General features: G+C 50.8%; 20 protein-coding genes. 8 read left to right on the top strand and 12 right to left on the bottom strand.

Going from position 1 to position 24,257, the window contains the following annotated elements:
- Window positions 1-172: 172 nt before the first annotated feature.
- The 6 genes from HQ41_RS02680 to rsmA form a co-directional block, all read right to left on the bottom strand.
- Entirely contained in the window at window positions 173-1,810 is a 1,638-nt protein-coding gene (locus HQ41_RS02680; RefSeq protein ID WP_044187544.1) for a hypothetical protein, read from the bottom strand.
- A 240-nt stretch (window positions 1,811-2,050) separates the two neighbouring features.
- Complete coding sequence (locus tag HQ41_RS02675; RefSeq protein ID WP_044187541.1) at window positions 2,051-2,962, bottom strand: DMT family transporter; 912 nt, start codon at window positions 2,960-2,962, stop codon at window positions 2,051-2,053.
- 9 nt (window positions 2,963-2,971) lie between these two features.
- Window positions 2,972-3,592, bottom strand: coding sequence for an aminotransferase class IV (locus HQ41_RS02670; RefSeq protein WP_044187538.1), 621 nt, complete (start codon window positions 3,590-3,592; stop codon window positions 2,972-2,974).
- Window positions 3,574-4,596: an aminodeoxychorismate synthase component I gene (locus HQ41_RS02665; protein WP_044187535.1), complete on the bottom strand. Its 1,023-nt coding sequence runs from the start codon at window positions 4,594-4,596 to the stop codon at window positions 3,574-3,576. The genes HQ41_RS02670 and HQ41_RS02665 overlap by 19 nt, the downstream gene beginning before the upstream one ends.
- 1 nt (window position 4,597) lies before the next feature.
- On the bottom strand, window positions 4,598-5,845 hold the full coding sequence (gene pepT / locus HQ41_RS02660) for a peptidase T (protein ID WP_044187534.1): 1,248 nt from the start codon (window positions 5,843-5,845) through the stop codon (window positions 4,598-4,600).
- A 900-nt stretch (window positions 5,846-6,745) separates the two neighbouring features.
- Entirely contained in the window at window positions 6,746-7,537 is a 792-nt protein-coding gene (gene rsmA, locus HQ41_RS02655; RefSeq protein ID WP_044187532.1) for a 16S rRNA (adenine(1518)-N(6)/adenine(1519)-N(6))-dimethyltransferase RsmA, read from the bottom strand.
- 132 nt (window positions 7,538-7,669) lie between these two features.
- Here rsmA and HQ41_RS02650 point away from each other — a divergent pair, with 132 nt between their 5' ends.
- The 8 genes from HQ41_RS02650 (at window position 7,670) to HQ41_RS02615 (ending at window position 17,296) form a co-directional block, all read left to right on the top strand.
- Window positions 7,670-8,704 (top strand): lysylphosphatidylglycerol synthase transmembrane domain-containing protein, encoded by a 1,035-nt coding sequence (locus tag HQ41_RS02650; protein ID WP_044187528.1) that lies wholly within the window; start codon window positions 7,670-7,672, stop codon window positions 8,702-8,704.
- A gap of 17 nt (window positions 8,705-8,721) precedes the next feature.
- Window positions 8,722-10,176, top strand: coding sequence for an aminoacyl-histidine dipeptidase (locus HQ41_RS02645; protein WP_044187525.1), 1,455 nt, complete (start codon window positions 8,722-8,724; stop codon window positions 10,174-10,176).
- A 52-nt stretch (window positions 10,177-10,228) separates the two neighbouring features.
- The gene (fabD, locus tag HQ41_RS02640; protein ID WP_044187522.1) at window positions 10,229-11,116 is read left to right on the top strand and encodes an ACP S-malonyltransferase; all 888 of its coding nucleotides are present in this window, start codon (window positions 10,229-10,231) and stop codon (window positions 11,114-11,116) included.
- A gap of 97 nt (window positions 11,117-11,213) precedes the next feature.
- Window positions 11,214-12,467 carry an ABC transporter permease gene (locus HQ41_RS02635; protein WP_044187518.1) on the top strand — a complete coding sequence of 418 codons (1,254 nt, stop codon included), beginning with the start codon at window positions 11,214-11,216 and terminating at the stop codon, window positions 12,465-12,467.
- Window positions 12,468-13,266: 799 nt separating this feature from the next.
- Window positions 13,267-13,734: an Lrp/AsnC family transcriptional regulator gene (locus HQ41_RS02630; RefSeq protein WP_044187549.1), complete on the top strand. Its 468-nt coding sequence runs from the start codon at window positions 13,267-13,269 to the stop codon at window positions 13,732-13,734.
- Window positions 13,735-15,111, top strand: coding sequence for an exodeoxyribonuclease VII large subunit (gene xseA, locus HQ41_RS02625; RefSeq protein ID WP_044187515.1), 1,377 nt, complete (start codon window positions 13,735-13,737; stop codon window positions 15,109-15,111). It abuts the gene before it with no gap.
- Window positions 15,112-15,244: 133 nt separating this feature from the next.
- On the top strand, window positions 15,245-16,171 hold the full coding sequence (locus tag HQ41_RS02620; protein WP_044187512.1) for a LysR substrate-binding domain-containing protein: 927 nt from the start codon (window positions 15,245-15,247) through the stop codon (window positions 16,169-16,171).
- A 201-nt stretch (window positions 16,172-16,372) separates the two neighbouring features.
- Window positions 16,373-17,296: a magnesium transporter CorA family protein gene (locus tag HQ41_RS02615; RefSeq protein WP_044187508.1), complete on the top strand. Its 924-nt coding sequence runs from the start codon at window positions 16,373-16,375 to the stop codon at window positions 17,294-17,296.
- 546 nt (window positions 17,297-17,842) lie between these two features.
- Here the strand turns inward: HQ41_RS02615 and HQ41_RS09265 are convergent.
- From HQ41_RS09265 to HQ41_RS02580, 6 genes are all read right to left on the bottom strand, one after another.
- Entirely contained in the window at window positions 17,843-18,694 is an 852-nt protein-coding gene (locus HQ41_RS09265) for a GIN domain-containing protein (RefSeq protein ID WP_052405248.1), read from the bottom strand.
- Window positions 18,695-18,734: 40 nt separating this feature from the next.
- Window positions 18,735-19,091 (bottom strand): GntR family transcriptional regulator, encoded by a 357-nt coding sequence (locus tag HQ41_RS02600; protein ID WP_044187502.1) that lies wholly within the window; start codon window positions 19,089-19,091, stop codon window positions 18,735-18,737.
- Window positions 19,088-19,942 carry a hypothetical protein gene (locus tag HQ41_RS02595; RefSeq protein ID WP_044187499.1) on the bottom strand — a complete coding sequence of 285 codons (855 nt, stop codon included), beginning with the start codon at window positions 19,940-19,942 and terminating at the stop codon, window positions 19,088-19,090. Before HQ41_RS02595 ends, HQ41_RS02600 begins: the two co-directional genes overlap by 4 nt.
- Window positions 19,939-20,772: a hypothetical protein gene (locus HQ41_RS02590; protein WP_044187496.1), complete on the bottom strand. Its 834-nt coding sequence runs from the start codon at window positions 20,770-20,772 to the stop codon at window positions 19,939-19,941. The genes HQ41_RS02595 and HQ41_RS02590 overlap by 4 nt, the downstream gene beginning before the upstream one ends.
- A gap of 7 nt (window positions 20,773-20,779) precedes the next feature.
- On the bottom strand, window positions 20,780-21,643 hold the full coding sequence (locus HQ41_RS02585) for an ATP-binding cassette domain-containing protein (protein ID WP_044187494.1): 864 nt from the start codon (window positions 21,641-21,643) through the stop codon (window positions 20,780-20,782).
- Between the two features lie 503 nt (window positions 21,644-22,146).
- Window positions 22,147-23,547: a C1 family peptidase gene (locus tag HQ41_RS02580; protein WP_044187492.1), complete on the bottom strand. Its 1,401-nt coding sequence runs from the start codon at window positions 23,545-23,547 to the stop codon at window positions 22,147-22,149.
- Between the last annotated feature and the right edge of the window lie 710 nt (window positions 23,548-24,257).

Below are 24,257 nucleotides of genomic sequence, written 5' to 3'. Positions count from 1 at the left end.
CCATGTCGATACAATTAATTACATATTAAAGATAGTAATAATCAGAGATATATACAACGTTTCTAACCGAAAAGAGGCAGAATGCCGTGCAACGGTCTCATTATGGCAAACGAAAAGCGGCGCACCAAATATATTTCTCGATGCACCGCCTCTTTGTACTCACTCGTCTATCCTAGATCGTGTAGTGGAAGTAAGACCACTCGCTCCATGGACAGAGCATATCGCCAATCTTGGCTCTTACTCGCCAGCGACCACGTGTTGCCCCGACGAATATATGGTCGATATAGTTGGTCTTGATACCCTTGTACTTGAGCCACTCCTGATCATTCTCTGGCCCCCATTTAGAAGAGCCTATTGTTGCGTATTCGGCATCGACCTCTACATGGTACTCGATCTCTGCACCCTCAACCTGCACAGGTTCCCACTCGAAGCGCGTCTGACGTCGATAGTGGCTGAATACCTGACCGGGCAGGGGCTTGAGCATACGTGGTACAGCGCCATGCCACCAGTTGAGCGTTGGGTCGCCGAGCAAGGTCAATCCATAGAATCGTCCAACTACATAGTCGTTGTGTACGCCTATCTGGCTCCACCACTGTAGCAGTGACTCGCCGATGCTAGAGCCGACAGCCATAGGTCTGTAGAAGTTCTCGAAGTAGAGCATCGAACCACCACTAGTGCTACCGACAAGTGCCATGCCCGGATTGACGCCAAAGCCTTCTTTGTCGAAGATATACCAGCCTCCCATATAGTCGGCTTGCGTATAGCGAGCACTGTGGCTAGCGAAAAGATTGTAGAAAAAGGACTGAGAGGGATTTTGATCTCGGATATAGCTAACAGGTACTATGATCTCTCTAAGCCCCTCTCCCGTAACTTTCTGAGGTTGATCGAAAGCATGCATCAGTGCATTGGAGTGTACACAGATATGAGCCCAACCCCAAGACTTTGTCAGCTCATACTTATAGGTATCTGCTGAGGTTTTCTCCTTGTCGCTATGTACGGTGATATTGTCGCTGGAGAAGACCTTGTCTAGAGCACAATCCCCAAACTCCTTCCAGTCGTCATCAACAAGAGCTAGCCCCTTATTGGAGCAGCCGAGGTACCCTGTACGGAAAGCGTGATTACGCTCGAAGTAATCGTTGATTAGGTTAGCGTCATTACCATTCATCGTTGGGGTCCAGATACGTCCTATCCATATCTCTGGCTTTACGTTGTCTGCGTGTATGTTGAAGTCGCCATCCTTGTCGGGGTCTTTCCACTTACCATTGAGATCCATGAAGAATAGGTCGCAAGGGAACTCCTCGGGTTGTCCACGCTTGCCTATCAGTCTATCGGTCCGTTGGAACCAAGCTACTGGTAGAGTCCCTATCAGAACGGCCCCTCTGATGGAGAAATTAGGTTTCTTAACCCTAAATCTACGGAGGAAGTCACGCAGCTGTGTTGCCGTGCCTCCCTTGTAGCGGTAGGTGATTGCGTAGAGGCCTGCATATGCTAGGTCACGAACATACTGCGCTATGGAGTCCTTGACGAAAGGGTAGAGGTCATCATTGATAATGACGAGCATACGCCCCTTGGGGTAGTGCTTGGCCGAATACTTCTCTAGGTGCATCATATCTGGTCCCATACTTGGTCGGGCAACGGGTTTGCGGATCGGTTGCTCACGACGACCTCGTGTGCGCTTGTACTGGGCGAAGGTGCGCAGTTTGCGCTTGGCTGTATCCTCGAGATCTAGCTGACGGAACTCCTTGACCGAGCCATAGTCAATCTTGAGAGCCTCGGGGTTGCAAACTGGATTTGAATCTTTTTGAACCATAGTTGTAGTGAAATTTAATTGTGAAACATTGATTAAGTACTTCCTTTTGCACGTACCACTCCTGAAACCTAAGCGGTACAATTTTCTCTTTCTATAAGGGCAACCCTAGATCTTGATGCCTAGCATCTAGGGTTATCTCCCCTAAAATGACAGTTTTGTCTAGCAAATTTAATAAGATAATCCACAGGGTAGCAAACTACTGGCTGTAAAAGCATCTTATCCACGCCATGGACATTGCCACTAGGCTCCCTCCTCCGTCCTCGAATACGAGCTGAGTACCAACCCCGCCAGTACAACTAGTCCTCCGTAGATATAGTAGGTATGTAGCTCCTCCCCTAGGATCAGAACGCCTGCAAATAGGCCAATGATAGGGCTTAGATTGTTGAATACCCCGATGAGATTAGTCGGTAGGTGCTTGATGCCGTAGTTGGTCAGGAAAGACGTGCAGAGCGTACATAGCAGACCAAGGTATAGGATTGCCCCCCAATAACTCGGTGTTAGTTGCTCCCAATAGACCACCCAGCTATCTGTGGCAGTGTGGTTAATCAGCCGAAACGCATTGACCGTCAAGCTCGAGTAGAGGAGGATGTAGTAGGTTATGGTCGTAATAGGCGTGCGACGTGTGAGGCCCTTGAGGCAAATGAAGTAGAAAACAATGGCAATAAGCGAGGCAAAAATGAATAGATAGCCCCAGACGTTGAACGAGAGTTGCTGTAGCGACTGGGCCGTAATGTAGAGCACACCCACAACGGCGAGATAAGACCCCACCCTCTGATGTCGCCTCGTTCGCTCGCCAAGTATCAGCCGACTCCCTGCAAGTGTGAAAGCAGGCAATAGGGCATAGATGATCGCAGCCTCGCTCGCTGGTATTAGTTCCAATCCGAGTGCTTGTAGAGCGAAGAAACCCGTAGGGAAGAGTAGAGAGAAGAGCAGAAGACGCCAGCGGTCTTGCCTCGGCACATGCTCCACATCGACCAAGCCTACCAAGCGCAGGAGCAACATACCCATGAAGGCCACAAGCAACCTATCGGCAAGCAAATCTAGTGGCGTAGCCGCACACAGCCCTATCTTGATAAACACGTAGGATAGCCCGATGATCGAGACCCCTAGTAGCGTAGCCAAAATGGCCTTGGTCTGTGTGTTTAGCTGCATGGCTTAAGGTCAGTGTGGTAGGTTAATCTCAATACATTGCTCTAGAGGCATCATGGCATTGAAGAGCCTAATGGCCTCAGCTCGCTCTAGGTCGTCTAGGGTAAGAGGTGCTGGGTGTATACGTCCCTGCTCCAGCAGATGGGCACGCATCACGCCGTGTAGCAGAGGCGCCTCAGGTGTACGCCATAGGCCCTCGATGTATAGAGCCACATTGGTGTAGCTCGTGTCTGTAATTTGCCCACCGAGTATGTAGAGCGGCTCCTCGTCTTGGCCCAAATACGCAGGGCGAATGAGTGCCGACCTATCAAGCCACTTGTGCCTATAGCTCGCTCTATCGGGCAGGTGTACAGCTCTAATCTGACGAATATCTCTCGCTTGATAGGGTGTAAGTGTCGGAGTCTCTATCCTATCTGCTCCATAGACGAAGCGCAGCTTGGTCAGATGCTCGGGTAGATACTTGGGCAGATAGTCCTCGAGTAGGGCAGATAGCCCCCTCTGCTCGAGCGCTGCCAGTAGTCTACCCTTGGGTGCCAGCTCGCCGAGGCTACGCCGCATACGTGCTTCGTGCAGGGCAAGCAGATGTATCTGCCCCCTCTCAATGCGAATACTCTCTACGAGAGCGACTGACATGGCAGGTAAACTTTTTGGATACACTCGTCGTACTCCTCCGTACATCGGCTGTTGATCGTTACCCCACCGCCAGAGCGGTAGTAGTATTGCCCTCGCTCGTCCTGCTCAATATAGCGAATCAAGACGCCCGAGTCGAGCTCTCTGCCGTCGTAGTAGCCACAGATCCCCGTGTAGAAGCCTCTAGGAATCTCTTCCGCCTCACGGATTACCGCATAGGTCTTGGCCTTGGGTGCACCCGAGATCGATCCTGCGGGCAGTAGCTCCAGTAGCAGATCGCCGATTCGTTCGTGCCAGTTCTCCCCCAGCTCTCCTACTACCTCGCTACTCATCTGCAAGATCTCCCCTCGGCTAGTGGCGATACGGCTTAGGTACTTGAAGCGCTCGACACGCACCTTGCGTGCAATACGGTTTAGGTCGTTGCGCATCAAGTCTACTATGGTGTAGTGCTCTGCTCCCTCTTTGTAGTCCGCCAGTAGGTGCTCTGCAGCCTTGGGCAGGCTGGCGTCTATCGTTCCTTTCATTGGATGTGTAGCGATGGTACGCCCAGAGATGCGGATAAACCGCTCGGGAGAGAAGCAGACTAGCCGCTCGGGTATCAGTAGCTTATATGGTGCATGGCTATGTGCATAAATAGCCTCTAGGCCCCCCTCTAGCTCAATCGGTGTACGGATTGTTAGGTTGGCGAGGAAGCTGTCACCACGCTCCAAGGCTTTGTAGATACGGCTAAACCGTTTGGTATACCGCTCCTGCCGCTCAGGTCGTATAGAACGTAGGGTAGGCAGGGGATAGTTATCCACAAATGGTGTATGATGTCCGTTGATGGCGAACTGGAGCCCTGCCGTATTTGCACCCTCGCCCAGAGGATCGGCTAGGAAAATACCCTCTTGTAGCTCGTAGTCTAGGGCAAAAAAGAAAGGTTTACGTGCCTTACCTGCCTTATTCATCTGCTCTAGTGTACTCGCCACACTCGCCCCTAGAGGTTGGCCTATAGCCGACTCCTTCATACTACTCACGCCAGAGATTAGCCAAGTGTACGAGTGTAGCCACCGCACGGCACATGGTCGTGAGCGAGGCATACTCGTAGCGTCCGTGAAAGTTCATGCCACCTGCGAAGAGGTTCGGGCACGGTAGCCCCATATACGAGAGTCGGGAGCCGTCTGTGCCACCACGGATCGGACGAATTAGTGGGCGTACCCCTGCTCGCTCCATAGCTCGCTCGGCTCGCTCGATGAGTGCCCAGTGTGGGAGTACCTGCTCACGCATATTATAGTATTGGTCACGTAGCTCCAATGTGGCTACACGGGTGCCAATTTTAGTATTAACAGTCTGCACAGCTCGTTCTAGAGCTGCTTTTTTCTCCTCAAATAGGGCTCTGTCGTGGTCGCGAATGATGTAGCTTGCGTGAGCTTGATCCACAGATCCAGACATACCTATTAGATGATAGAAGCCTTCGTACCCCGAGGTACATTCGGGGCGCATGGCCTCGGGCAATAGGCTATGAATATCGTGCAGGACTTGTAGGGCGTTGATCATCTTCCCCTTGGCATAGCCGGGGTGTACATTACGCCCCTGTACGTCGATGCGTGCCGAGGCGGCATTGAAGTTCTCGTACTCCAGCTCCCCCTCTTGGCTCCCATCTACCGTGTAGGCGTATTGAGCACCGAAGCGCTTCACATCGAAGTGATCCACCCCACGACCAATCTCTTCATCGGGGGTAAAGCCAATAGATATAGGGCCGTGTGCGACTTCCGGGTGACGCATCAAGTAGGCGACGAAGGTCATAATCTCCGCTACGCCTGCCTTATCGTCCGCCCCAAGTAGGGTCGTGCCATCGGTGGTAATCAGGTCGTGCCCGAGGTGTAGCTCCAAGTCGGGGAATTGCTTCGGACTTAGCACATAGTCGGAGGTACCGAGGCGAATATCCTCGCCTTGATAGTTGTTGATGAGCTGTGGGCGAACGTCTGCCCCCGAGAGGTCTGGGCTAGTGTCTACATGAGCGATGAAGCCGATTTGTGTTGCCTCCTCGTAGCCGGGTGTGGCAGGCAAGCTCGCCATCACATAGCCGTATTGGTCCAGACGGGCGTTGCTTACTCCCAAGACTAGGAGCTCATCCTTGAGCATATTGAGCAGGGTAAGTTGCTTCTCGGTCGAGGGGAAAGTTTCGCTACGCTCATCGCTTTGGGTGTCGATGGCGACATATCGGAGGAAGCGCTCCAATAGTTCCTCGCGCACTTCTTGGGCTATCTGTTTCATAACTCAGTCATTTGTTTTCCACAAAAATAGCACCAATCCGCCGATGAGCCACATCGTAATGGCTAGTTCCGCCCAGTAGCAACGCAGCGTGTAGCGTTGAAAATCATCAGCCTTGCGTATTCGTTCCGCCCGAGAGGCGGCAATGCTGCTAGCAGCATCGCTACAAACTGAAAAGATTTAGGGGGCGACTTTGCTTCTTTTATGTTAAGAATTGTAAGCAGATTGGGCGGAAATCGGGGCGGACGGTAGAGAGTTTTTGGGAGATCGAAGGAGACTATTGAGTAAATTAATGGGAAGACTTTTTCAGATTGGTGGGCTAATGCTGGGCGATGTGTCCACTAATCCGAGTAGATTGAAGGGAAGAAATTCCCAAAAAGGCGACACGAAAGCATAAAATTAGCTAGATATTTATTTTATATATTTGGTTATTAGATATTTAAAAAACGCTTGTTTTAGGCGGTTGTTTTACACGGCTGGGGTGGAGTGCCCAAACGAGGTCGGACGCCGTATAGAGCCCGCTAGAGGCCAAATACGAGGTCTGTGCTTTTTCGCCTGCTCGCTCTAGTGGTTTCCCAACAACATTCTGAAAAATGAACGAAAATCTAAATTTTGCCCTCCCAGATCTACCCCCTCCTCAAGAGGCAAGCCCTATACCCCCTTCCCTTGAATAATTTTCTCTAAAGTCATGAAAACGATTGCACTCTGTACTCCTCTAGCAAGAAGGGGGTACAGAGTGCGTAAGATGTAAGACTCCAAGGCGGAGGCTGACAATGAAGTCCGTGCGGGACAGAGGGAGCATACCGAAGTATTTGGCCGAGGCCGAGTGTCATAGTCGCAAAACTGTTTGCGTATTATGACACACCGCCTTTTTAGGCGTTTTGGGCGCTAAAACACGTATTATCAGTTATTGCGCTTGTAAGCTTCCTCTAGCTGGGTTAGGTGAATGAATTGCTCTACCGAGAGTTGCTCGGGGCGCAGCGAGAAGATAGGATCGGCATAGCCGGGGTAGTCTGGCCCGAAGACAGCCTTGAGCGAATTGCGTAATGTTTTGCGGCGCTGATTAAATGCCGTCTTGACCATACGTTTGAAGTGCTCCTCCGAGCAGCCTAAGTCCGTCCGCCCATTGCGTATCAAGCGAATGACGCCACTTTTGACTTTGGGTGGTGGGTTAAATACGTGTTCGTCTACCGTGAAGAGGTACTCGACATCGTACCACGCTTGTAGCAGAACACTCAAGATACCATAGTCTTTATTGCCGGGAGGCGAAGCGAGCCGCTTGGCTACCTCTCGTTGTAGCATACCAGAGCATACGGGGATTCGCTCCCGATGCTCAAGCAGGCGGAAGAAGATTTGGCTAGAGATATTGTATGGATAGTTACCGATTAGGGCGAAGGGCTGCCCATCGGGGATACACTTATCTAGGTCTATGTGCAGGAAGTCGCCCTCTATGATTCGGCTCTCCAGCTGTGGGAAGTGCTCTCGCAGATAGGCTACCGACTCCTTGTCGATCTCGATGACACGTGTATCGTACCCGAGCTCTAGGAGAAACTGTGTGAGCATGCCCATACCGGGGCCGATCTCTAGTAGAGGTAGGTCCTTGTATTCGATGAGGCTAGAGGCGATCCGCTCGGCTATACCTAGGTCTGTGAGGAAGTGTTGCCCGAGGGCTTTCTTGGCTCTAACTTGAATCATAGACTGAATAAATGTTATTATATTTGTCTTGTTATTGAGATACTAAAGTAATACAATTATTGGTACTTGACTTTCACTCCTCTAGGGTCTATCTCCGAGAGAGAAGTGTGGGGTCGAGGAAATGCAAAGACATTGATAGCGAACGAAAGACTCAAGTCAATCCTCCGGCTTGTATTGCCCATAGTCCTCGGTTTCGGGCTGCTGTGGTGGCTCTACCGAGATATAGATTGGGGTGAAGTGCGCAGCATTCTAGAGACCAAACTTAACTATGGGGTTCTAGCCTTCAGCTTGATCTTTGGCTTGGGGGCTAACGTCGTCCGAGGATTGCGCTGGCAGCTACTCATAGATCCGCTTACCGAGGGGCAACCTCGCCCACGTCTGCGCAATGCCATCTATACGATACTTGGCTCCTATACAGTCAATATGGTCATTCCTCGTGCGGGGGAACTATGGCGATGTGCCGAGTATAAGCGCCGAGAGCAGATCCCTTTCTCCAGCCTTCTAGGTACGCTCATTACGGATAGGCTGACCGATGTGATTTGTCTTGGCCTTATCCTCGTAGGGGTCGCCTTGGCCAATCCCGGCTTTTTCCTAGGTTTGCTGGGGCAGGGGAGAGATTGGCAAGGGCTTTTGGCAGACCTGTTGGGTTCGCCTTGGCTGTATCTAGCTTTCGTTTTGGCTTTGCTAGGCTTCTATGCTTTGGCGCGTCTACTCAAGCGTCACCCTGAGCACCGCATCAGTCAAGCACTACACCAAGTGTGGGCAGGGATACAGAGCGTGCGTGTGATGAAGTATCGAGGCTTATTCATTATATATAGCATACTCATTTGGCTGGGTTACTTCGGCTTTTTCTATACGGCTTTCTTCGCCTTCCCATTCACTCGAGAGCTGTCTGTGGGGGTAGCGCTGATTGCCTTCGGTATGAGTGCGCTGTCTGTGCTAGTACCCGTGCAGAATGGTATGGGCGCTTGGCATTGGATAGTCGTCATGACGCTCGCCACATACGGTGTGTTGCAGACGGACGCCAAGAGTTTTGCTCTGATTGTGCACCTGACGCAGACCCTTTGGGTAACAATCGTGGGGCTGGTGGCAATCATCATTTTGCCGATTACGAACAGAGGTTACGTACGCATACAACAACACAATACATCGGACAAACAACATTAACTCTAAGATTTTGACCTATGGCCACAGAAATCAAATCTCTAGCACCCAGCTCCGTCTGGGAGTTCTTCTATGATCTGACTCAGATACCCCGCCCTACTGGGCAGACTCGTGCCAGCGAAGACTATGTCATCGCATTGGGCAAGCGCCTAGGCTTAGAAACTAAGCGAGATGCTGTGGGCAATGTGCTCATACGCAAACCTGCTACCTCTGGTATGCAGGATCGCCTAGTAGTGACGCTACAAGCACATCTAGATATGGTGCCACAAGCTAATAGCGATAGCTCGCACAACTTCGCCACAGATCCTATCGATGCTTATATCGATGGCGAATGGGTGAAGGCTCGTGGCACGACACTCGGGGCGGACAATGGTATCGGCGCTGCATACGCCATGGCTGTGTTAGCCGCCACAGATCTCAAACATGGACCCATCGAGGCGCTCTTCACCATCGACGAAGAGGTCGGTATGGTGGGCGCCAATGGTTTGCAGCCCGGATTTAGCCAAGGCGATATCCTGATCAACCTAGACAGTGAAGACGAGTGTGAGCTATTCATCGGCTGTGCTGGCGGCCTTGATGTAGAGGCGACGCTTGAGTATAAGGACGAAGTATCTGTCCCCGAAGGCGATATTGCTGTCAAGGTTAGCCTTACGGGGCTCAAGGGCGGTCACTCGGGTATGGACATCATTCTCGGACGCGGTAACGCCAATAAGCTGATGAACCGCTTCCTCAAAGAAGCGATACAGAGCTGTGGTGCCCGTGTGTCGAGCTTCGTTGGAGGTTCTCTGCGCAACGCTATCCCTCGTGAGGCTTTCGCTGTGATCACAATCCCAGAGGAGGAGGCCGATGGACTATGGGAGTTGGCCTCGGATTATATTGATACACTCCAGACCGAGTACAAGGATATAGAGGCGAATATCAACTTCGTCCTAGAGCGAGTAGAGCTACCCAAGACGGTTGTCCCCGAAGAGATACAGGACGGTGTGATCAATGCTGTAGAGGGTTGCGTCAATGGTGTGATGTCCATGCTCACGAGTTTCCCCGAGATTGTGGAGAGCTCGACCAATATGGCTCGCGTAATGCTCAAGGACGGTAAGTTTGAGGCATACTTCCTCGTCAGAAGTTCGCTCGAGAGCCGCAAGTATCAGGTAGCTTCCTCTATCGAGAGCGTGATGTCGCTCTGTGGTGCGAAGGTGCGCTTCGATGGAGCCTACAATGGTTGGGCTCCTAACGCTGACTCGTCTATCCTCAAGACTATGCGCCTAGCCTACGAACAGGTGTTAGGTATTACTCCAGAGATTAAGGTAATCCACGCAGGTTTGGAGTGCGGTATCATACAGGGAGCGATGCCAGAGATGGACATGATTTCTATCGGTCCCAACATCCGCCACCCACATTCGCCAGACGAAAAGGTAGAGATCGCCTCGGTAGAGAAGACTTGGCGTGTACTATGCAAGGCCTTGGAGCTGGTTTAGGCTCCACAACAAGCATTCAAAACTTCAAAATCATAACACTAAAATCAAAATTATGAGCAAGACGGCTTATGTATTCCCCGGACAAGGCGCTCAGTTCGTCGGTATGGGAAAAGAACTCTACGACACCCACGCTGAGGCTAAGGCACTTTTTGAGCAGGCTAACGAGATCCTCGGATTTCGCATTACGGATATTCTATTCTCTGGTACAGACGAGGAGCTCAAGCAGACTAAGGTTACTCAGCCTGCGGTCTTCCTCCACTCGGTGATCAGGGCTCTATGTCTAGGAGAAGACTTCCAGCCCAGCATGGTGGCAGGTCACTCTCTTGGCGAATTTTCGGCTCTCGTAGCCTCTGGAGCGCTGAGCTTCGAGGACGGACTACGACTCGTATCTAAGCGTGCTATGGCGATGCAGGCCGCTTGTGAGCTACAGCCCTCCACGATGGCTGCTGTGCTTGGGCTAGACGACGCCAAGGTAGTAGAGATCCTCTCCGAGATCAAAGACGAAGTCGTGGTAGCAGCCAACTTCAACTGCCCCGGACAGCTCGTGATCTCTGGCTCTATGGCTGGTGTAGAGCGTGCTTGCGAAGCACTCAAAGCAGCTGGAGCTAAGCGTGCTCTTCCGCTCAAGGTTGGTGGCGCTTTCCATTCGCCTCTGATGGAGCCTGCTCGTGAGGAACTTGCTAAGGCCATTGAAGAAACCAAGTTTGCCGCTCCACGCTGCCCAATCTACCAGAACGTGGTAGCAAAGGCTGTGAGCGAGCCTGAGGAAATCAAGCGCAACCTCATCGCACAGCTCACTGCTCCCGTACGCTGGACCGAGTGCGTGCAAGCAATGGTAGCAGACGGAGCCGAGCGATTTGTAGAGGTTGGCCCCGGTACAGTGCTACAAGGATTGGTTAAGAAGATCGCTCCCTCTGTAGAAGCCGAGAGCATCGCATAGTTATTAGCCCCCAAGAATAGATAGCCCGAGCCTCTCCAGTCGTAAATGCAGGAGTATGCTCGGGCTATTATTGTCGTATTGTGAGCCCTCTAGGTGTATGATTGCATTCCCATTCTTTGTTGCCCGGCGCATGTCACGTGGACATCGTCATTTGCAGGGTGAGGCCTCTACCTCGCCTCTATTGCGTCTGAGCACTATTGGCGTGGCCCTTAGCTTAGGAGTAATGCTGATCTCCGTGGCGATTATTCTAGGTTTCAAGCGTCAGGTAAGCTCTTTCGCCTATGGTCAGACGGGTCATGTTAGTCTGTATGCTTGGGGGAGCGATTGGCTTGGTACGAGCCAGCACCTACGCCTAGGGGAGGGTCTGCGTAGCTTTCTGGAGCAGCGGCCAGACATTCGGCAGGTCTATCCTCTCTTGCAGAGGATCGTACTGCTCAAGACAGAAGACAACTACGAGGGGCTGATGCTCTACGGGGTAGACTCCGCTTTCACTCACTCATATTTCTCTAGCCGCATCACCTCGGGGGTGTGGCCTACGTTCTCTGCGCTGGATAGTGTGGATAACCCCATTGTTTTGCCCAGCAAGCTGGCCGAACGTATGCAGTGCCGTGTAGGCGATAAGCTCCGCCTATACTTTTGGGGTGAGCAGATCCGTGTGCGTGCCTACCAGCTGGTGGGCATCTATGAGTCGTCGGGGTTGGATAAGCTGCCTGCTATTACGGCGGGCAGTAGCCTAAGACGGCTTGATAGGCTAGGGGCAGACGAATATAGTCGCTTGATGATTGTGCTAGAGCAAGGCGAGCGGACCGATGAGGTTATGGCTAGCTTGAGCCAAGAGCTTGGGCAGAGCCCTTCCTTACTGCAGGGGCAGTCTTTGGGTCTGAATAGTGCCGAGGAGCTGATGCCAGACCTCTTTAATTGGCTTGCTCTGCTCGACTCCAATGTCTATCTACTGCTCTCGCTGATGATTCTTGTCGGTGGCTTCACGATGATTACGGGGCTGATCATCATAGTCTTGGACAAGACTCGACAGATTGGGCTGCTCAAAGCTCTCGGCGCAAGCAATCGGCAGATTAGATCGATATTCACATTGATGTCCTTGAGGCTGATGCTTAGGGCGCTTCTGTGGGGTAATGTGCTCGCTGGTGCTTTCTGCATCTTGCAGGCGACGCTCGCCCCGATTAAACTAGATCCACGCAACTACTTCATGGACGCCGTGCCAGTGGTTTTTGATCTCGGTCTGTGGATCGGTGTCAATGTGGGTACGGCACTGCTTATCTTGCTGATGTTGCTCGCCCCTACCAAAATCATAGCCAGCATTAGCCCCTCCGCTGTGATGCGCTTCGACTAACCCTCTAGCCTTATCTAGGAGGTGCACGCTAGAGCTTGGGGTAGCTCTGGGGTCTGAGATGTGTATTTGGGAAAATACTAGATGATACCTAGCCTTATGATAGTAGCGTGCGCCATAGCCTACTGCCTCGCAAAGGCTCTCGGAGGGTGCTCACCTATGGGGTGAGGTAACCTAAATGTCAATACCAATAAGCTAATAGCTACTATGCTATTTCTGTTAAAATACGCAAACGCATTTCCCTTAAATTGAGTACAACGAAGGCCCGATGCTGTGGCATGGAGGCGCACTCCCGCAGAAATTGATGGGAAGATTTATTCGGATTGGTGGGCTAATCCTCGGCGATGTGTCCACTAATACGAGGAGATTGATGGGAAGAAATATCTAGAAGTGTGGGGCAAGTGCGCAAAATAGCTCAATAATTCATTTTTATATTTCTGGTTTATAGACTATTGTGTTTGGGGCGTTGTGTGCGCAGATTTTCACGTGCCTAGACCGAAGCCCCTAAGCGAGGTCGAACGCAACCTAGAGCCTCTGAGGGGCCAAATACGAGGTTGAGCTGTTGGCTCCCTTAGTCGCAAGGCATCTTCCCACTGATATGCCGAAATGTGGTCTAAAATCTAAAAACTGGCTACCCTACGACTGCCCCACTGGTGCGAGCATGGTATACATCCATTGCTAAGGGTTGCGACAAATGCCTAGCATACTATTGGTAAATACCTGTATCTTGTCGTTTTTGAGCACAGACAATACAAAATATTGAGCTAACTTTGCGTTTGGTAAGCCTAATATTGTCAAAATGATGGAAAAGTTGAATAAGTTGGATCTGCAGATCCTGCGCATCGTTTCTCGCAATGCTCGTATGTCTATCAAGGATATTGCAGAGGAGTGCGGATCATCTCGATCGGCTGTCAATCAACGGCTACAACGCCTGATGGCCTCGGGGGTAGTCAAAGATCCGGGCTATGCAGTCAATCCTAGAGCTATCGGATACAATACTTGCACCTATGTCGGCATACGCCTAGAGCGAGGGTCACTCTACAAGGACGTAGTACCTCTCTTGCAAGAGATCGAGGAGATCGTGGAGTGCCACTATACGACGGGGCAGTACTCAATCCTCGTTAAGCTGTACGCTCTAGACAACCGAGATTTGATGCGTATCCTCAATGGGATTATCCAAGAGATACCCGGTGTGACGGGGACGGAGACGCTCATTTCTCTAGATCTTAGCTTCGAGCGTAGCATTCATATCCCCAAATCAATCGAGTAGATGTCTACTACTGGCTACAGCCTAAGCCAGCTCCTAGGTTCTGTCCGCAGGTGCCTAGAGGCTGGCTTTGTCGGTAGATACTGGGTGCGTGCCGAGACGAGTGACCTGCGTCGCTCGGGTGCAGCGGGTCACTGCTACCTAGAGCTACTAGAGAAGGGGGAGCGTGGCGCTGTCGTCGCTCGGGTGCGTGCGAATATCTGGGCCGGGAGCTACGAGGATATATCTAAGCGCTTCGCTCGGGCAGGGCTACCTGCCTTGAGCTCGGGGGTGATGATTTTGGCGTTGGTACAGGTCAGCTACCACGAGCAGTTTGGGCTTAGTCTGATTATTCACGACATCGACCCAAGCTATTCGCTAGGCGAGATCACTAGGCTACGTATGCAGACCATCGCTCGGCTCAAAAAGGACGGCATATTCACTGCCAACAAAGAGCTTGCCCTGCCTCAGCCTCTCCAGCGTTTAGCCATTATCTCCTCGCCCTCGGCAGCTGGTTATGGCGACTTTATGAATCATTTGCGGGAGAATAAGTATGGTGTCGTCGTCTATACGGCTCTATTCCCTGCACAGATGCAGGGCGAGCAGACGACCGATAGCGTCCTAGCAGCGCTCGAGCGTATCTTGGAGTATCAGGATTTATTCGATGCCGTCGTCATTATCAGAGGTGGTGGAGCCGTCAGTGATCTAAGGGCTTTCGACTGCTATGAGCTGTGTGCCGTCTGTGCTCAGTATCCTCTTCCCGTGATCGTGGGCATTGGCCATGAGCGAGATGAAACGGTTCTCGACCTCGTGGCCCATACGAGCCAGAAGACTCCGACGGCAGTAGCCGACTTCGTCGTTGGCAGACTGGTTGAGGAGCTAGAGGAGGTTGAGTTGCTTGCTCAGAGGCTCCGCCAGAGCCTCTCGATGCTCTCCTTGGGGCGTCATCATTGGCTCGGTGCAGTACTTGGCAGGTTGCCCTCGGTGGCTGGTCAAGCTCTGCAACAAGCACATAGGCAGCAAGCCGAGCTCCGTGGGAGGCTGAGCGATGTCAGTCGCCAAATGCTCCATAGGCATAGCCAGACTTTGGCTCAGCATACACGCCTGCTGCCCTACCTCTCTCGTAGCTATCTACAGATGCAGCGCCTCGCTCTGGGACAAATTGGCCAGCGTATGGCTTCTCCTCTCAAGGCTCATCAAGCACGTTGGATCGGTAGGCTAGACCAGTATGAGCAAGCCCTACGCTTGGCACACCCCGATAGTATCCTCAAGCGAGGCTTTGCCGTCATAGAGCGCTCGGGCGTTATCGTCACAGAGGCTTCCGCACTCAGTGAGGGGGATCGCCTGCGTATTAGGTTAGGCTCTGGGACGGTAGAGAGTATCGTCGCCAAAGTAGAGTAGGAGGTAGGGAGCGGACTCTGCACATGCAGGCTCTTGCCTTGGTCAGGCCTTCGTGGCTCGTGCCAAATATCGTATCTTTGCAAGGAATAAATATCTAGGATAGAGTAGTCATTTATTAAGAACTAAGCGAACTATGAATCTGCAGCAACTCGAGTACATTATTGCTCTCAATAAATATCGTCATTTTGGTAAGGCAGCCGATCACTGTGAGGTATCTCAACCTACGCTCAGCACGATGATACAGAAACTAGAAGATGAGCTAGGGGTCAAGCTGTTCGATCGTGGCCATCAGCCCATCAAGCCTACTGCTATTGGTGTCAAGGTCCTTGAGCAGGCTGCTATTATCCTGCGACAGACTTCCGTCCTAGGTGAGATTATCAAAGATGAGGAGGATAGCCTCGGAGGGAGCATCACGCTGGCGGTCTTGCCGACCATTGCTCCGTATTTGCTGCCACGTATAGTCCCAGTCCTTGATCGAGATCTCCCCGATTTGAACATTACTTTTGTCGAGTTGATGACAAGCGAATGCCTAGAGCAGCTCGGCCGTGGACAGATCGACTTGGCTATCATGGCCACAGAGGTTGGTCAGGAGGATTTGGTTTCGCACCCCCTCTATTACGAAGAGTTTTTCGGCTATGTATCTCGCAAAGAAGGGCAATATCATGACAAGAGTATCCGTAGTAGCGAGGTCGATGCTAGCCGTTTGTGGCTGCTGGATGAGGGGCACTGCTTCAGAGATCAGCTGATGCGCTTCTGCCAGTTGAGGCGTAACGGCTCGTATAAGAATAGATATGTACGTGGTAGCCTAACGACCTTCATGAACATGGTCGAGCAGGGTAATGGTATGACCTTCATACCTGAGCTAAGCCTAGATACTATCAACGCAGGACATCGGGATTTGGTCAAGCCGTTTGCGATCCCTCGCCCAACTCGCTTGGTGAATTTATCGGTTCGTAAAGACTTCGCACGCATGCACCTAAGAGATGCTATCGCCTCAATCATTAGAGAGGCTGTCCCAGAGCGTATGCATAAGTTACAGCCCGGGCAGAGCTCGATTTAGTGATTTGGGCTTCCTCTATATTTTCTGTACCTTCGCAACCGAATTTCATTTTCAAAATCATATTATTCATAGATATGGACGACTCAATCCCTCCGAGTAATCGTAAGAGAGAATGAGCTAGTGCACGGATCAATCCCTAATCGTATTCGTAGGTACTAGCTCCGGTTATCGTTGCATGGCTAGTAGACTATTACGAATAGAATGAGAACTTATATCAGCATGAGCGCAGGTTTGCCTCAGCTAACCACTTTCGATCCGAAGTGTTGGATCAATGTCGAGAGCCCCGATGAGGACGACTTCTACTTCCTCACCGAGAAGCTCGGAGTGCCTGCGGAGTTCCTCTCCGACATTGCCGACGTCGATGAGCGCCCTCGTACCGAGCGAGAGGACGACTGGCAGCTCACATTGCTCCGTATCCCTCTAGAGAGCAATATCCCCGGACTGCCATATATGACCGTACCGATAGGCATCATCACTGGAGCCGAAACGACAATATCTGTCTGCTACCGCAAGACCCAGCTTATCCCCGACTTCATCAACCACCTCAGACGCAAGAATATCAAAATTGTTTCTCAGGCAGACTTCATCGTGCGTATCATTTATTCCTCTGCGGTGTGGTTCCTCAAATATCTTAAACTGATCTATCTGGAGCTCAACCGAGCGGAGAAAGAGCTGGAGCAGAGCATCAAAAACGAAGATTTGATGCGCATCATGCGCCTGCAGAAGTCACTTGTCTACTTCAGTACCTCCATACGAGGCAACGAAGCCATGCTTGGCCGCCTCAAAACGGCCTCCCGATCTGCCGAGATAGACCACGACTTGGTCGAGGACGTTGGGATCGAGCTTAGACAGGCCTACAACACGGTAAATATCTACACGGATATTTGTACCAGCACGATGGACGCCCTCGGTAGCATTATCTCCAACAACGTCAATACGATCATGAAGCGTATGACGAGTTTCTCCATAGTCTTGACGATACCGACCATGATCGCCAGTTTCTATGGTATGAATGTCGATGTCTATCTCGGGGACTGGAAATGGGCTTTCGTCACGATCGTCGGGGTTTCTATCCTGATCTCGAGCTTGGCTTTCTATCTATTCAGAAAGATCCGCTGGTTCTAGCGAGTGTATTATACGGGTGAGCCCTCGGTGTATCGCCCTTGTGAAAATAATGTTGGTGGGAGATATGGACTTAGTCGTCTGTATCTCCCATTGCTTTGGGTGGTACTCCAATCTGCTCATTGCCTCAGTTATATCAACGAACAACCCCTCAAGGGCTACCATAGTAGCGCTCGAGGGGTTGCTCTGTTGTGTGGATTGTTTTTCTAACTAAGAAATTAACGAAAAGGATTGTATTTCTATTCCAAAGAATCCTAATGCCTATTTCATCGGCAAAGTTCTAGGATATATTTATATCTGCCAAACAGAAAAATATGTTATATAGCATCTTTGCGAGCAAAAACAGGGAAAGTCTTGTTTGATGGCTCCAAAATCTCATTTTATCGCCGGATTTACTCGATGTATTTGTAGAATGCTCTGTGTCTTGCCCGCTTGAATAGATAGATTGCTTGTCCCAGAGATACCAACAATACAGAAACTACTTCGCCCCTGCGCAAGGACTAGTACGACCTTGCGCAGGGGCGAACCTATAAGAGAGGATAGGGAGAACTAAGCCTTGGGGACGATATTGACGGACGAGGCTCCGCTACTCTCGGCAGATCTTACACGAGGGCTTCCCTTGACTTCTAGCTTAGATGCTCCGCTGAGTGAGTAGCTAAGCTCATCGACCTCGCCTAGGAGTACTTTGCTCGCTCCCGAGGATTGTATGTTGGCCTCCGTGCAGTTGAGCGAAGATAGGGTGCACTTGCTTGCTCCCGAGAGGTCACAGTCGAAGACCTTGACCTCGCCCTCGGCGTCTACCTTGCTTGCTCCCGATAGCTCGAGAGAGAACTTGTGAGCCTGCAAGGTGGATATATTGAGCTTGCTTGCTCCAGAGAGATCTATGGATAGTGTGCCTGCCTTGAGCTCCAGCCCCGAGATCTTGGTGGCTCCAGAGCCATCGATCGAGAGTGAAGGCATCTCAAATGCTCCCTCGAATACCACACTTGTAGCTCCCGATGCGTCTAGACTTGCTAGCGAAGGTAGGTAGATGTCTACAGCTAGCATCTCTACTTCTTCGTAGTGTTTCCTAGAGGTTTCGCCAGCCAGAGCCGCATCGTAGATGGATAGTTCCCCTGCCTCTAGGGTTTTGATCCTAAAGTCTGCTAGACGCGTCGAGTCTGTGCTCATCACCACAAGGCGAGGACGATCGGCTCGAATGATCTTGATATCTAGAGAGTAGGCTGTCTTGAGCTCCTGAATCATAGCGATCGGGTGCTCCTGCTCAAAGACTTTCTTGCCGTGAGCCTCTCGAGCGGAGCCTTGTACGCTCACACCATTCTGAAACTGAAACTTGCATGCCCCTACTGTCAGCACCGTTGTGAGGGCTAGTACCAGCCCTATTACATACTTCTTGATCATAGTTGTATAGATTTGAGTGAAACAATTTGACTGTTTTCTTTTACTGCTCCGATAGATGCTGCCTTAGATCTTCATATTTGATCTCGAGCAGCTCCATCTCTCGCCTGAAGGTTGGTAGCATCTCTGCGTAGAACTTCTTGATACGCTCAGCTCTAATCAGATCGGCCGCCTCGGCTGAGGCAAAATACCCAAGCCCACGCTGGGTGTAGATTAGGCCTGCACGAGTGAGTCGTTCGTAGGCACGCACCACGGTATTAGGATTGACCTCTGCGTGTTCGGCCATTTCCCTTACCGAGGGTATGCGTTCGTTTGCTTTGTATTCCCCCCTCAGTATGCGCTCGCTCACCAGATCGGCGATCTGTATGAAGCCTAGGTAGGTCTGAGGTGCTTGTATCATTTCTTGACTGTTTTTAGTTTGCGATAGACCAACCAGCCCAGCACTAGGGCGAGGGTCGGTAGTAAGATGCTTAGGTAGGTGGTGAAGATGACTTCCATGCGCTCGTACCCTAGTGCATTGGTCTGGACATACGTGATCTCGCCTGTGGCCGACTCTTGATGAACTAGGCTATCCAAGAGGAGCTTGGAGAGGTATATCTGCGGAGAGAATACGATGAAGCTACCTGCTGCTAAGGCAGCGAGAGCGATGAACCAGCCTTTGATGATATTGCGAAACGAGATACTTCCCAATACGAGAGTGAAGAATCCGAGCCCAATATAGCCTAGGTTGATTAGCGTTAGCACGATAGGATTATGCACTACATAGCCGCTGTAGATGATAAATTGGCTATCAGTGTCGGGCAGCCAGTCAAACCTCAAGGGCAGATCTATGGGTAGAGTTAGCCACGATACGAATTGATTGAGCTGTACGGCAAGCCACATCAGCACGCATAGCACAAGGCCAAAGACGAAGCTACAGACAATCTGCTCGCCTAGCCTCGCTGGCGTGTGAGCGAAGGCGATTGATTTGGCGTGCTGGGTGCGGCGATTGCAGTAGGCGAGCCAACCGAAAAAGACCGCAACATAGCCGAAAGCTAGATGTACATCGTACATATTGGCTCGCACGTAGGTTTCGGAGAAGTTTACTAGGTCTTCGCCGAAAAAGAGCGGTATGCGAGGCACAACGAAAGCGGCTAGGGCAAATAGCCCGATGGCCCTGAGTACTTGCCAGCGATAGAGGGCATAGTCTAGGCGTATCATCAGCCAGATACGCCCAAGGGTACTAGCATATAGCGGTGCCGAAGTCGTCATTTCTCTACGGTTTTTAGGTTACGATAGATGAGCCAGAAGAGTAGTCCAATAACCCCGAAGAGCACTACTAGCGTACTGATGGTCATCTTGTAGTCTAGGCTGCTATAAGGTAATAGCCCTCGATTGGCTAGTCGAGCGACATTGAACCAATCTACAGTTCTAAATAGACCAAGCCCTACCATAAGCCATAGCCCTACTACGAAAGCGCATTGCGAGAGCAAAAAGCCCTTGAGGAAGTTCTTGAAGGTAATCACTCCAAGCGTAGAGATCAGTGTATGGGTTAAACCTATCAGGTATAGGACGAACGGAAGAACATAGATTATCAGCGGGAGCCTATCCCACGCAAGCTCATTGAGCTGTACATAGGGGCTATCATAGAACCAAGGGCTCCAATATATCTTGATATCTCCGGGGATAGTCAGGCAAGTGATGATCTGGCTTAGTAGAACTAAACCCCAGCACATTAGCCAGACCAATAGACTAAAGCCAACGCCAGCGAGTATCTTCTCCAAAACCGTAGCTGGATAGTGAGCGAAGGCCATTGGTTTGGAGTGCTGAACCTTGCGATTGTAATAGTAGAGCGTATAGATCAGTCCAGAAAAGGTTGAGATACCATATTTTATCGTATACGCCACTTCGGCGACATAGTCGCTTGCCCATTCGGAGTAGGGTATTCCGAAAAGCAGAGGGATACGAGGCAATACAAAGATGATGAGCAAGATAAGTCCACCCAAAATCATCATATTACGCCTCTGCTCATACAGGTCGGCTCGAATTAGCAGGAGTACACGTCCCCACCAAGTGGCATTGTTGAGTTGTAGCGTATTCATAGCTCAATCAGGCATTAGGGTGCGACATTTTGTACTTAGCTAGATGCCCTTGCATCAGCTCTCTCTGTCCAACCATGGCGTTGAAGAATAGCTCCATGGAGAAGGTAGTGGCCTCCTCTTCCTCTCCGTCTAGACCATAGACAGCATACTCGCCCATAACGGCTGGCTCTCTGTAGAGGATTGGCTGGCTCATGCTGGGCTCGACGATGCCGAAGCCAAAGCATGCACCGAGCGTGGCGATGCTCTCGTTGCAGGTGATCTGATTGCCGTCGAGCAGGAGAATGCGGTCGATGAGCTGCTCCAGATCTCGGACCTGATGGGTACTGATGATGATGCTTTGCTCAGGGCTAGAGTAGCGTGCCAGCATACGGCGAAAAACGGATTTGGAGGGAATATCTAGACCGTTGGTTGGCTCGTCCATCAAGAGCAGGGGCGTGCGCAGCGAGAGGGCTAGAGCAATGGCGGCCTTCTTGCGCTGCCCGAGCGATATCTTGTCGAGCTTCATATCCCATTGTAGATCAAACTCCTTGACAAGCTCCTCGCCTATCGAGGCATCGTAGCTTGGGTAGAAAGGTGCATAGACCGAGAAATACTCCCTAATGGTCATGCTGGGCAGGGAGAGATCCTCTGGTAGTAGGTAGATCTGTTGGAGGAGCTTGACGGGGCGCTCGGCAGATTTGTAGCCTAGCACCTCAATAGAACCAGAGCGTGGGCGAAGAACGCCGGAGATGAGCTTCATAAGTGTACTCTTCCCCTCGCCATTGCGCCCAAGCAAGCCAACGATGCTACCAGCAGGTAGGTCTAGACCAATAGACTTGAATAGCAAATGGCTTCTTTTATAGCCAAAATCGACTTGGGTAACCTTAATCATAGTTTATTCCTAATTCGTTAGTATTTCTTGTTCTCGTACAGACTGACTGATTTACACGTACTAAGGGATACTTCGTAGCATTCATTCTAGCCCTCGTTTGGTGTATTACCAATCTAATACACCACAAAGGTATTAACTTATTCCAAATAACCAACTCAATTTCACCGAAAATCTTTTCGTTTAGTCCGAATGTCAATGATATTAGAGGTTTAATGAGAGCCTTTTAGGCTTTTGATCGTAGATGACTAAGGCCTATCTGTCGGATTGTGGTCATACAAAAAACGAGGCTGTGGACAAAACAAAATCTTGCCACAGCCTCATTTAGGTGCATCGGAATGCATAAAATGTAAGGGCTAGGCCTGAGGACTAAGGGGAGCTTGCCAAGTAGACGACCTAAGCCGAAGCAGAAGTCCGGGAGGCACTAATGTTGCTAAGAATACAGCCGTTGGCGTATTCTAGTACTCGCGCTCTTAACTGCGTATTTAGTCCTATGGCCACCCTCGCTACTCTTCCGTACGGAACATTGGATCCCAAGGTGGGAGCATCGTGGGCTTTTGGTCTAGTAGGGTACGTACCTTGTCGGTGATGTACTTCTTCTCTACTACAATACGGAAGGTATAGGCATCGAACCATTCGTCTGTGATGATCAGATGCCCCTTGTGTCCCGAGTTGGCTCCCCAGCTATTCTCTACGAGCCACTTGGTTGGCTTGCCTTGCTCATCGAGATTTACGGCGACGAGCGTCATGGCGTGGGTAGAGCCACTGGCTTTGCTCTCGATGCGCTCTTTTTTGTCCATATCTAGAGGGAAGCCCAAAACGGCTTCGTAGTCATTGTTGTCTAGGCTCAAGATGCCACTCTGCCTATCTAGCTCTTTGCCCACGTCGCAGGAGTAATACATCATCGTGCTATCCTTGATAGAGGCGATGGCCATCTCTTTGAGCTCCTCTATGGGGAGGTTGATGTACGTCCAGTTTTTGCCGTCGTAGAGATGTCTGTCGTACTCGATTTGATAGGTTTGGTAGAAGGGACGTGAGGGGTCGTTCATCAGCATCACGTATTCGTCACGCAGGTCACGCCCCACAAACTCATGGTAGAAGCTCTGTGGTGTGTACTCCTTGGTCGAGATAGCTTTGCCCGAGGCGTCCCGTAGCGTGTAGGTAAACTTGGTTGGCGGTTCGCCAAGGTTGAGCACGAGCAGGCGATAGACGCCTTGTAGGAGCTGTAGCTTCTGTGCCTCTAGTTGCTTCTCGCTCGCACCCGTTTGGGCGGACTGGCGCAAGCGCATACCTCCCTGTCGGAGTACACGGGCGAGTATCCCTGAGAGCTTGTTGGTGTTGTTACTATTCACGTTCTCTGGCATGACCTCTGCGGGTACTACGCCATACTTAATGAGGTTGTCCGATACGCCAGTGAACTGTCCTCCGTCCCCAATCGGATTGGAGAATAACCACTCTATGGTGCGGTCGTTGATAGGTTTCTTGCGCGTGTCGATGATCCCTTGTAGGAAAAGGTTGGCTTTCTCCAACTGATCCCAGAAGAAAGAGTAGTTGTGCGAATAGAAGAAGTCGCCCGTTTTGTGTTGATTGATAAGGTCGGCTCTGAGCACATTGAGCCCAGTGAATAGCCAGCATCGCCCACTCTGGTGCTGATTGGTAATGCCTCGTGTGGGTACTCGGTGCGAAAACTCGCCGTCGGGTCGTTCACGCAGACTGCTAGAGGCGAAGACCATACCGTGCTGGGCGATAGTGTTTTTGAGTGCTCGCTCACTGGGTGTATTGGTATAGCCTTGACGAATGGTTTGCAGGGCTGATGCGCTTAACCCTCCTTTACCGCTCTGCACTTGTGCTGATGTTAGCCCCGAGGCGAGGGGAATAACTAGCAGACCTAGGATAATTCTTTTCATTTGCTTTGGTGATATTTATTTGGGGTAATTACATTGCTCGTATCTTGAGGCGTCTGCGTGTCATCCGCATGACCTCAAAGTTAGCTTCTTAATTCCGAACTATGCGGCTCGGTGGGCGAAGATTATTCAGTTCCCTCCAGCACAGAGCGATCTAGACGCCTTGGGTGTGTAGTAGTTGAGCATACCTTTATAGCTTATATATAGCCCTGTTGAGGCATAGACTTGGTCTGATGATTGTTTTGGGTAGGAAGACTCAAGATGTTTTTTCAAGGGTAAGATATGGAGGCACCCAAGGGAGGGAATAACCAAAATCTGGGGAGTACAAAAATTAACAAATACTGATGATGTTTGGGTGTCTTGTGCGGATTACCTCTGCCGATGATGAAAAAAGGTCGGACCTTGTATTTGGCCTCTGGAGGGCTCTGTATCGCGTCTTACCTCTTTTGCGGCATCACCCTCCAGACTAACGAAAACAATCGCCTAAAATGAGTTTTTGTAAGTTTCTAATAACCATATAAATAGCGTGTTTTTCGGGGTGGATTGATGTGTTTGTGCCGTTTTTCTGGGCATTTCTTCCCATCAATCTTCGGCAGTTGGTGGATACATCATAGGAGACTATTGCGCAATGCGCCGCTCAAAGGTTCTTGTATCTTTCTCGGTGTTTTTTGCGTGTTTGAGCGGCTTTGGGAGCCTTGAATACTATCCCCCTA

The sequence above is a fragment of the Porphyromonas sp. COT-290 OH860 genome, assembly GCF_000768935.1.
Taxonomy (GTDB): domain Bacteria; phylum Bacteroidota; class Bacteroidia; order Bacteroidales; family Porphyromonadaceae; genus Porphyromonas.
This window is presented reverse-complemented; position numbering and strand designations above follow the sequence as displayed.

Bases quoted from the DNA above. Each gene is read 5' to 3' on its own strand.
- HQ41_RS02630 (WP_044187549.1), top strand. From the start codon at position 13,267: ATGGAAAAGTTGAATAAGTTGGATCTGCAGATCCTGCGCATCGTTTCT.
- rsmA (WP_044187532.1), bottom strand. From the start codon at position 7,537: ATGATTCAAGTTAGAGCCAAGAAAGCCCTCGGGCAACACTTCCTCACA.
- HQ41_RS02680 (WP_044187544.1), bottom strand. From the start codon at position 1,810: ATGGTTCAAAAAGATTCAAATCCAGTTTGCAACCCCGAGGCTCTCAAG.
- HQ41_RS02645 (WP_044187525.1), top strand. From the start codon at position 8,722: ATGGCCACAGAAATCAAATCTCTAGCACCCAGCTCCGTCTGGGAGTTC.
- fabD (WP_044187522.1), top strand. From the start codon at position 10,229: ATGAGCAAGACGGCTTATGTATTCCCCGGACAAGGCGCTCAGTTCGTC.
- HQ41_RS02595 (WP_044187499.1), bottom strand. From the start codon at position 19,942: ATGACGACTTCGGCACCGCTATATGCTAGTACCCTTGGGCGTATCTGG.
- HQ41_RS02600 (WP_044187502.1), bottom strand. From the start codon at position 19,091: ATGATACAAGCACCTCAGACCTACCTAGGCTTCATACAGATCGCCGAT.
- HQ41_RS02585 (WP_044187494.1), bottom strand. From the start codon at position 21,643: ATGATTAAGGTTACCCAAGTCGATTTTGGCTATAAAAGAAGCCATTTG.
- pepT (WP_044187534.1), bottom strand. From the start codon at position 5,845: ATGAAACAGATAGCCCAAGAAGTGCGCGAGGAACTATTGGAGCGCTTC.
- HQ41_RS02590 (WP_044187496.1), bottom strand. From the start codon at position 20,772: ATGAATACGCTACAACTCAACAATGCCACTTGGTGGGGACGTGTACTC.
- HQ41_RS02620 (WP_044187512.1), top strand. From the start codon at position 15,245: ATGAATCTGCAGCAACTCGAGTACATTATTGCTCTCAATAAATATCGT.
- xseA (WP_044187515.1), top strand. From the start codon at position 13,735: ATGTCTACTACTGGCTACAGCCTAAGCCAGCTCCTAGGTTCTGTCCGC.
- HQ41_RS02665 (WP_044187535.1), bottom strand. From the start codon at position 4,596: ATGAAGGAGTCGGCTATAGGCCAACCTCTAGGGGCGAGTGTGGCGAGT.
- HQ41_RS09265 (WP_052405248.1), bottom strand. From the start codon at position 18,694: ATGATCAAGAAGTATGTAATAGGGCTGGTACTAGCCCTCACAACGGTG.
- HQ41_RS02635 (WP_044187518.1), top strand. From the start codon at position 11,214: ATGATTGCATTCCCATTCTTTGTTGCCCGGCGCATGTCACGTGGACAT.
- HQ41_RS02615 (WP_044187508.1), top strand. From the start codon at position 16,373: ATGAGAACTTATATCAGCATGAGCGCAGGTTTGCCTCAGCTAACCACT.
- HQ41_RS02675 (WP_044187541.1), bottom strand. From the start codon at position 2,962: ATGCAGCTAAACACACAGACCAAGGCCATTTTGGCTACGCTACTAGGG.
- HQ41_RS02580 (WP_044187492.1), bottom strand. From the start codon at position 23,547: ATGAAAAGAATTATCCTAGGTCTGCTAGTTATTCCCCTCGCCTCGGGG.
- HQ41_RS02670 (WP_044187538.1), bottom strand. From the start codon at position 3,592: ATGTCAGTCGCTCTCGTAGAGAGTATTCGCATTGAGAGGGGGCAGATA.